The 8,245-nt window shown below is 72.5% G+C and carries 8 protein-coding genes and 2 pseudogenes; 3 read left to right on the top strand and 7 right to left on the bottom strand.

Going from position 1 to position 8,245, the window contains the following annotated elements:
• Positions 1–95: 95 nt before the first annotated feature.
• The 5 genes from ACZ4WH_RS33355 to ctaD all read right to left on the bottom strand — a co-directional run bounded on the left by ACZ4WH_RS33355 (position 96) and on the right by ctaD (position 5,282).
• Positions 96–1,553 carry an FG-GAP-like repeat-containing protein gene (locus tag ACZ4WH_RS33355; RefSeq protein WP_468187873.1) on the bottom strand — a complete coding sequence of 486 codons (1,458 nt, stop codon included), beginning with the start codon at positions 1,551–1,553 and terminating at the stop codon, positions 96–98.
• A gap of 422 nt (positions 1,554–1,975) precedes the next feature.
• Positions 1,976–2,608 (bottom strand): hypothetical protein, encoded by a 633-nt coding sequence (locus ACZ4WH_RS33350; RefSeq protein WP_468187871.1) that lies wholly within the window; start codon positions 2,606–2,608, stop codon positions 1,976–1,978.
• 65 nt (positions 2,609–2,673) lie between these two features.
• Positions 2,674–3,099: a hypothetical protein gene (locus ACZ4WH_RS33345; protein ID WP_468187869.1), complete on the bottom strand. Its 426-nt coding sequence runs from the start codon at positions 3,097–3,099 to the stop codon at positions 2,674–2,676.
• Positions 3,100–3,210: 111 nt separating this feature from the next.
• Entirely contained in the window at positions 3,211–3,561 is a 351-nt protein-coding gene (locus tag ACZ4WH_RS33340) for a cytochrome C oxidase subunit I (protein ID WP_468187868.1), read from the bottom strand.
• Positions 3,558–5,282 (bottom strand): aa3-type cytochrome oxidase subunit I, encoded by a 1,725-nt coding sequence (gene ctaD, locus ACZ4WH_RS33335; RefSeq protein ID WP_468187866.1) that lies wholly within the window; start codon positions 5,280–5,282, stop codon positions 3,558–3,560. The genes ACZ4WH_RS33340 and ctaD overlap by 4 nt, the downstream gene beginning before the upstream one ends.
• A gap of 189 nt (positions 5,283–5,471) precedes the next feature.
• On the opposite strand from ctaD, the pseudogene ACZ4WH_RS33330 reads away from it, so the two are divergent.
• Positions 5,472–5,619, top strand: a pseudogene (locus ACZ4WH_RS33330) (calcium-binding protein); the annotation flags it as partial.
• Between the two features lie 43 nt (positions 5,620–5,662).
• On the opposite strand, the gene ACZ4WH_RS33325 reads toward ACZ4WH_RS33330, so the two are convergent.
• Together ACZ4WH_RS33325 and arsM are read right to left on the bottom strand one after the other, a co-directional pair.
• Positions 5,663–6,037 (bottom strand): nuclear transport factor 2 family protein, encoded by a 375-nt coding sequence (locus ACZ4WH_RS33325; protein WP_468187865.1) that lies wholly within the window; start codon positions 6,035–6,037, stop codon positions 5,663–5,665.
• Positions 6,038–6,079: 42 nt separating this feature from the next.
• A complete protein-coding gene (arsM, locus tag ACZ4WH_RS33320) occupies positions 6,080–6,856 on the bottom strand; it encodes an arsenite methyltransferase (RefSeq protein WP_468187863.1) in 777 nt (258 codons plus the stop codon).
• Between the two features lie 110 nt (positions 6,857–6,966).
• Here arsM and ACZ4WH_RS33315 point away from each other — a divergent pair, with 110 nt between their 5' ends.
• On the top strand, positions 6,967–7,344 hold the full coding sequence (locus tag ACZ4WH_RS33315) for an ArsR/SmtB family transcription factor (RefSeq protein WP_468187861.1): 378 nt from the start codon (positions 6,967–6,969) through the stop codon (positions 7,342–7,344).
• Positions 7,341–8,018 (top strand): annotated as a pseudogene (locus tag ACZ4WH_RS33310) (aquaporin); the annotation flags it as partial. The gene ACZ4WH_RS33315 and the pseudogene ACZ4WH_RS33310, both read left to right, overlap by 4 nt.
• Positions 8,019–8,245 lie beyond the last annotated feature (227 nt).

The raw sequence follows: 8,245 nt of genomic DNA, 5'->3' as shown, positions 1-8,245 counted from the left end.
CCCCCCCCCCCCCCCCCCCCCCCCCCCCCCCCCCCCCCCCCCCCCCCCCCCCCCCCCCCCCCCCCCCCCCCCCCCCCCCCCCCCCCCCCCCGCCGCTAGCCCGCCAGAGCCGCCCCGAAGGCCGTGTACGCGTGCGCCGGCAGGCCCGCCTTGGTGGGGCCGAAGGTCGTGGCCGCCGTGGTGGAGTACAGCGTGCCGGCGGCGCCGGGCAGGTGCCAGAGGGCGCCCTCGGGGTCGTTCTCCTGGTCGGCGACCGCGGTCAGGTCGGCACGGCCGTCGCGGTTGACGTCGGAGGCGAGGAGGGTGCGGCCGAAGCCGTCGCCCCCCTCCCGGGAGCCCGGCACGCCGGGGCTGTCCTGGGTCAGGAACACCGCGCGCGAGGTGGTGAGGCCGGAGGCCGAGCCGCGCAGCAGGGTGATCGCACCGGCGGACGCGAGGTAGTGGGCGTCGTCGCCGAAGCTCTCGCTCGACGCGCCGACCGCCAGGTCCCCGTAGCCGTCCTTGTCGAAGTCGCCGATCGCCAGCGCCTCGCCGAAGCGGTCGCCCTCCTCCGAGGTGTCCGGGACGCCCGCCGTGTTCTGCGAGAGGGAGACCCGGAGGGTGGCGCTCGGGCCGGAGGAGGTGCCGTAGATGACGTGGATCTTGCCGCCGGTGGAGGCGGACGGATCGTCGGCCGGGTCCAGCGGGTTGCCGAGGACGATGTCGCCGTAGCCGTCCTTGTTCAGGTCGCCGATCGCGGCCGTCTCGGCGGTGCGCAGGCTCGCCGCCTTGCTGATGCCGTCGGGGGTTCCCTTGTAGTAGACGGCGGTGGCCAGGTGGCGGCCGTTCGGCTTCTGGCCGGTGACCACCAGGTCGGCCTTGCTGTCGCCGCTGACCCGGCCCGCGGCGAGCCGCGGCTTGTCGACGCCGGGCGCGTAGCCGGAGACCTTGCCGGTCGTGCCGGACTTGGCGAACGGGCCGCGGATCAGCCGGACGCGCCAGCTGGAGGTGCCCGAGTCGCTCTGCGCGGAGATCGCCAGGTCGGGCTTGCCGTCGCCGGTGAAGTCCGCCGCCGCGATGCTCAGACCGAAGTAACTGCCGTAGAGGGTCTGGGGGTTCTTCACCGTCGTACCGCCGGACAGGCCGTTCTTCGAACCCCAGACGATGACGACCGTGCCGGCGTCCTCCGCGCTGCCCGCCTTCTCGCGCGGGGTGCCGACGACCAGGTCGCCGTAGCCGTCCCGGTTGAGGTCGGCGGTGGCGAGCTGGTCGCCGAAGTGGTCGTACCTCTCCGCGTCCCCGGGAACGCCGGCGGTGTTCTGGCTGATCAGCTGGTGCCTGGCGGGGTTCAGCCCGCTCGCCGTTCCGTAGACCGCGGAGACCTGGCCGGCCTCGGCCTTGCCGCCGGCCGTGGCGAACGGGGCCGCGACGGCCACGTCCCGGTACCCGTCGCCGTTGAAGTCGCCGGGCAGCCCGGAGGGGGCCGCGACGGCGGTGCCGGACAGGACCGGCGGGGTCAGACCCGCGAGGAACAGTGCGGCGAGCGCGGTGCCGCCGCGCAGGGGGTGCTTCACGTCCGGGTCTCCCGTGGAACGGTCGGGTGGCTGGCGAAGGGGAGACCCGTGAGGGTGCGTGAGGGTTGTAAGCGACTCGGGTGAACTTCCGGCATCGCTCCGCTCCCGACGGCAGCGCCACCGCGCGGACCGCCGAGAAACGACGGGGTGCCGAGCGAGGTGTGCCTGCGGTGCCGGTGCCGGCTGCCGTATGCGGGGGCCACGCGGGAGAGCGGCGGCTGCGGCGCCAAGCGGGTCGCCGTCCGGCAGCTTGGCGCCGGCTCATGACGCCGGCCCGGGCAAGGGCCAGGCGCGGCGACCGTCCGTCATCTCGCCCGGCAGCGCGACGGCCTGTGCTCGTACAGCCGGCGGGCACGGACCTCGGCACGCGTCGGCGGGGGCCACGCTCACCGCGCCGCTTGCGGACGGCGGTGACCTGAATCTCAGCCGGTCCGAGTGGCCGGCACCCGGCGCGGGCCGGAAGGCCGGCCGGTCGCCACGGTCGTGATCACCCGTACGGCGCTGGGCCTGCGGGGCGTCGAACCGAACCCGAACCGCACGGGCGGCATGACCGGTGCGAGCGGGCCGAGGTCCCGGCCGCCGTAGACCGCGGTGGCCGACACGACCGGGAGCAGGTCGAGGGCGCCGTACCACTCGCGCCGCCCGCCGCCCGCGCTGCCCCGGGTGCGCACGCCGAGCAGCAGCCGCGCGGGCGGGTACGTCAGCACCGTCCAGGCCGGCCGGGCGGCCAGCGGCGCGGGCACGGCGCGCAGGAGGAGGCCCGTGAGGCCGCGCCGGCCGGTGGTGAGGCGCAGGTCGAGCGGGCCGGCCGTGATCTGCCACCTCCGGCCGGTGACCCGTACGGCGACGGGCGTGACCTGCACGTCGTCGAAGACGTAGGTCGCGGCGACGAAGTCGGCGGTCCGCCGGGAGGGCGCCAGCAGCAGCCGGTGCCCGTCCGGCCGCTCGACCATGACGTCGCTGAACCGTCCGAACGGTGACCGTGCCCAGTGGCCCAGCACCACACGGGTACCGGACGCCGTCCCGGTCCCGACGATCCATCCGTCGAAACGCATCCGCGCCCGCCTGCCCGGCATCGCGTCACCACGTCACCACGTCACCACGTCACCACGTCACCGCGTCACCGTGCACGCGGCGCGGACCGGAGGCGGCCCCGCGGGTTTCCGCCCGCGGGCCTCCCGCCGTGCCTGCCGCACCGCGGCCTTCCGTACCGCCACCAGGCCGCCAGCCAGCCGGCCTGCATCGCCGCGTCGAGCAGGTACGTGGGCCGGATGCGGCCGAGGGGTACGTAGACGAGGTCGACGGCCAGCAGGGTCACGGCGGACCCGATGCCCGCCCGGCGCGCCTGGCCGAGGGATTCCGGGGCCGGACCGGTGCGCAGCAGGCTCCAGCCGGTCGTCGCGAGCAGCCCCGCCGTCGTCCGCTGGAGCCAGACGTCGGTCTTGGGCCCGAAGACCCACTCGAAGCTCCGCAGGTGCACCAAGGGCCACCCACCGCCGACGAGATTGAACAGGCCCTGGGCCCGGGCGACGGTCACCGCGCTCATCGGCTTCCTCCCGGTCACCTCACGTCCCCCACGGGATGCCACCAGCCCCGAGTGACCCGCGCGTGCCCCGGCAAACCGGCCGGCGGTCTTCCGGCCCGCCGGGCGAGTGGGTCAGAGGGCCAGAAGCAGGGCGGCCACGGTGGTGAAACCGGCGCACACCGCGAGCGCCACGCCCACGCAGCGCCGCCGCAGCATGGCGTAACGGTGCTCGTACTCGGCCCGCAGCGACACGCACCGGGCCGCGATGCGTTCGAGGTCGGCCCGGGCCCGCAGCAGACTGTCGGCGACATAGCGCCGCTCGACCTCCTCACGCTGGGCCGTCGTCAGCCACTCCAGGGAGCCGGCGAACTCCCGCGCGCGCTGCTCCGCCTCCGCGACCCTGGCCTGCCACAGCAGGTAGCCCTCGACCTCGTTGCCGAGGTCGCCGCTGACTCCGGCCCCCTGCTGGGGCAGGCCGCTCACCCTCGGCCTCGGTCGCTCGGGATCGCGACGGTGTGGCCCTCCTGCTCCCGCATCGCGATGTCCGGGTGGTGCAGGTCGAACGCCGGGGATTCGCTGCGGATGCGCGGCAGGGTGAGGAAGTTGTGCCGGGGCGGCGGGCAGGAGGTCGCCCACTCCAGCGAACGGCCGTAGCCCCAGGGGTCGTCCACGCCGACCGGCTTGCCGTACTTGGCCGTCTTCCAGACGTTGTAGAGGAACGGCAGCATCGACAGGCCGAGCAGGAACGAGCTGATGGTCGACACCGTGTTCAGCGCGGTGAAGCCGTCGGCGGCCAGGTAGTCGGCGTAGCGGCGCGGCATGCCCTCGGCGCCCAGCCAGTGCTGGACGAGGAAGGTCCCGTGGAAGCCGGCGAACAGCGTCCAGAAGGTGATCTTGCCGAGCCGCTCGTCGAGCATCTTGCCGGTGAACTTGGGCCACCAGAAGTGGAAGCCGGCGAACATGGCGAAGACGACCGTGCCGAAGACGACGTAGTGGAAGTGGGCCACCACGAAGTACGAGTCGGAGACGTGGAAGTCCATCGGCGGGGAGGCCAGGATGACACCGGTCAGCCCACCGAAGAGGAAGGTCACGAGGAAGCCGGCCACCCACAGCATGGGCGTCTCGAACGACAACGAGCCCTTCCACATCGTGCCGATCCAGTTGAAGAACTTCACACCGGTCGGTACCGCGATCAGGAACGACATGAAGGAGAAGAACGGCAGGAGCACGGCACCGGTGACGAACATGTGGTGCGCCCACACCGTCACGGACAGACCGGTGATCGCGATGGTCGCGGCGACCAGACCCATGTAGCCGAAGATCGGCTTGCGGGCGAAGACCGGGATGACCTCCGTGACGATCCCGAAGAACGGCAGCGCGATGATGTACACCTCGGGATGGCCGAAGAACCAGAAGAGGTGCTGCCAGAGGATCGGGCCGCCGTTGGCCGCGTCGTACACATGGGCGCCGAAGATGCGGTCGGCGGCGAGCGCGAACAGCGCGGCGGCCAGCACCGGGAAGGCGAACAGGACCAGCACACTGGTCAGGAACACGTTCCACACGAAGATCGGCAGGCGGAACATGGTCATGCCGGGCGCGCGCATGGAGATGATCGTGGTGATGAAGTTGACGGCGCCGAGGATGGTGCCGAAGCCGGAGAACGCCAGGCCCAGCATCCACATGTTCCCGCCGACGCCTGGGGAACGGACCGCGTCCGACAGCGGGGTGTAGGCGAACCAGCCGAAGTCGGCCGCGCCGTTCGGGGTGAGGAAGCCGCCCACGGCGATGAGCGAGCCGAACAGGTACAGCCAGTAGGCGAACATGTTCAGCCGGGGGAACGCCACGTCGGGCGCGCCGATCTGCAACGGCATGATCCAGTTCGTGAACCCGGCGAACAGCGGGGTGGCGAACATCAGCAGCATGATGGTGCCGTGCATCGTGAACAGCTGGTTGTACTGCTCGCTGGAGATCATCTGGAGCCCGGGACGGGCCAGTTCGGCCCGGATGATCAGGGCCATCAGCCCACCGACCAGGAAGAACCCGAACGATGTCGTCAGGTACAGGGTGCCGATCGTCTTGTGGTCGGTGGTCGTCAGCCACCTCACCACGACGTTGCCGGGCTGCTTGCGCCGGACCGGCAGCTCGTTCTCGTACGAGTCCTCGGCTGCCGCGGAACCGTCCTGGGGTTCGTTGAGGATGCTCACAAGTCGTCCGTCTCCCGATGCTCGCCGTCCGCCCACGACAGGACGTCCGTCACCCGCCATCCTCACCACGCGAGCCCGCCCCCGGGTCCCTGAGCGGCAGACGTGCGGCCATTCGGATGACGGATACACCCGACCGGCCCAACGATCCGCGCCCCACGGCCCCCGTCCACGCGGACTGTGCCGCGTCGCAAGACCGTCTCCACCTCCAGCACCGCGAACCCTGTCGACCACGGTCACGGCGGCGGAGGACGGGCACTGGCGCTGGAGTTTCGCGGGCACCTCCACCACCCCGGCGGTCAAGGCGGCCGGGGACTTCGCGGACGTTCAGGAGCCGTAAGGGTTCCGCCCGGCGGGCGGGCTCCGTCAGGGACGGGTTTCCGTCAGGGGGTGGGCTTGATGTCCCCCACGAAGACGATCATCTGGTCGATGCGGTTGTCCCGCAGGTGAACCACATCCGTCCCGGCCAGCCGCGGCCCCCCGTCCGGCGTGGTGAAGACCCACTGGTAGCGGGCCCATTCGCCCGGCATGTCCACCGCCGAACAGCGGACCATCGTGCCGGCGCCGGCGGGGTGGCGGCGGATGTCCAGCACGAACCGTTCGACCGCCTCCACTCCCTCGCTCCGGCCCAGCGGGCCCCAGAACACCACGTCGGAGGTGAGCGCCTGGGACAGCAGGGCGATCACTTGACCGTCGTCCCGGGCGTTGAACGCGGAGAGGAACATGTCGATCGCTGACTGAGCGGCTTCTTCCAGCATGCAGAAGTCATATCAGCCGGGCCGGGGCGTACTGACGGGGTCTCAGGGCTTGACCGCGCGCACGACGGCGGAGTGCATGCCGTCGGCGACGGGGTGGGTAGGGGTGATGTGGATGTCGATGAATCCGGCGGCCTCCAGCCCGGTCCGGTATTCGGCGAAGGACAGGGCGCCGGCGACGCAGCCGACGTGGTCGCCGCGCTCGGCCCGCTGCTCGGGGCTGAGGGTGTCGTCGGCGACGACGTCGGACACCCCGACGCGCCCGCCCGGCCTCAGTACGCGGAAGATCTCGGCGAAGACGGCCGGCTTGTCGACGGACAGGTTGATCACACAGTTGGAGATCACGACGTCGACGGTGCCTGCCGGCAGCGGGACGGCCTCGATGGTGCCCTTGAGGAACTCCACGTTCGTCGCCCCGGCCTGCCGCGCGTTGGCCAGCGCCAGGGCGAGCATCTCGTCGGTCATGTCCAGCCCGTACGCCTTCCCCGTCGGCCCGACGCGGCGGGCGGACAGCAGGACGTCGATGCCGCCGCCGGAGCCGAGGTCGAGGACCCGCTCGCCCTCGCGCAGGTCGGCCACGGCGGTCGGGTTGCCGCAGCCGAGGGAGGCGGCGACGGCCTCGGCGGGCAGCGCCTCCCGCTCGTCGGGGGCGTAGAGGGCTGAGCCGAAGTTCTCGTCCGCCCCGACCGGCTGGGGCCCGCAGCAGGAGGCGCTGCCCTCGGTGACCTCCAGGGCGGCGGCGGCGTAGCGCCGGCGGACGGCTTCGCGGAGGTCGGTCTCGTGGAAGCCGGTCGCGCGCAGGTCGGTGGGCTGCTCGGGCATGGCTCACTCCTTTGTGACGGGGCATGAGGGTGCCCCGGAACGGCCTGTATCGACGTTCGTTGATGCAATGCAACCTTGCGCCTTGGTTCGAAGAACGTCAACATAGACGTATGTCGAAACAAGAGCTTGAGGTGATCGGCCGGGACGAGGTCGCCGCCTGCTGCGCGGGAGTGTCCACGGCCCCCCTCGACGACGAGCGGGCCACCGAGCTGGCCAGGGTCTTCAAGGCCCTGGGCGACCCGGTCCGGCTGCGGCTGCTGTCGATGATCGCCTCCCGCGACGGCGGCGAGGTGTGCGTGTGCGAGATGACGCCCGCGTTCGAGCTGTCCCAGCCGACGATCTCCCACCACCTCAAGCTCCTGCGCCAGGCCGGCCTCATCGACTGCGAGCGCCGTGGCACCTGGGTCTACTACTGGGTGCGGCCGGGGGCCCTCGACCGTCTCGCGGCGTTCCTGACGACGCCGACGGCCGCCGGGGCGCCCGCGTGACCGCCTCCCTGGGGCGACGGGCCCTGGCCGAGGCCGTCGGATCGGCCGCGCTGGTCGCGGTGGTGGTCGGCTCGGGCATCCAGGCCACCGAACTCTCCCCGGACGTCGGCGTGCGGCTGCTCGCCAACTCGCTGGCCACCGTCTTCGGCCTAGGCGTGCTCATCACCCTGCTCGGGCCCGTCTCCGGCGCTCACTTCAACCCGGTCGTCACACTGGCGGCCTGGTTCACCGGCCGCCGCGCCGGTGACGGGCTCGCCGTGCGGGACGTGGTGGCCTACGTCCCCGCGCAGATCGGCGGGGCGGTGGCGGGTGCGGTCCTGGCCGACGCCATGTTCGGCCGGCCGCTGGTGCGGTGGTCCACGCACGACCGCTCGGCCGGGCACCTGGTGCTGGGCGAGGTCGTGGCCACCGCCGGCCTGGTCCTCGTGGTCCTCGGCCTGTCCCGGGTCGGCCGCGCCCACCTCGCCCCGGCCGCGGTGGCGTCGTACATCGGGGCGGCCTACTGGTTCACGTCCTCGACGTCGTTCGCCAACCCGGCGGTGACGATCGGCAGGGCGTTCACAGACACGTTCACCGGCATCGCGCCGGGCTCGGTCGGGGCGTTCGTGGGGGCGCAGGCGCTCGGTGCGGTCCTCGGAGTGGCACTGGTGACCGTCGTCTTCGGCCGCCCGGCCGTCGCGCGAGGCGAGGGCACGGGGGCGGACGGTGGTGCCGTAGGCGTGGGGGGCGGTGGCGCGGCCGTGGGCGTACGGGCCGAGGGCATGGTCGTACGGGGCGATGTCCCGGGTGTGCAGGCCGAGGGCATGGTCGTACGGGGCGATGTCCCTGGCGTGCAGGCCGGTGCCCCGGTCGTACGGGGCGATGTCCCGGGTGTGCAGGCCGAGGGCATGGTCGTACGGGG

Source organism: Streptomyces sp. NPDC029138, from assembly GCF_055564375.1.
This window is presented reverse-complemented; position numbering and strand designations above follow the sequence as displayed.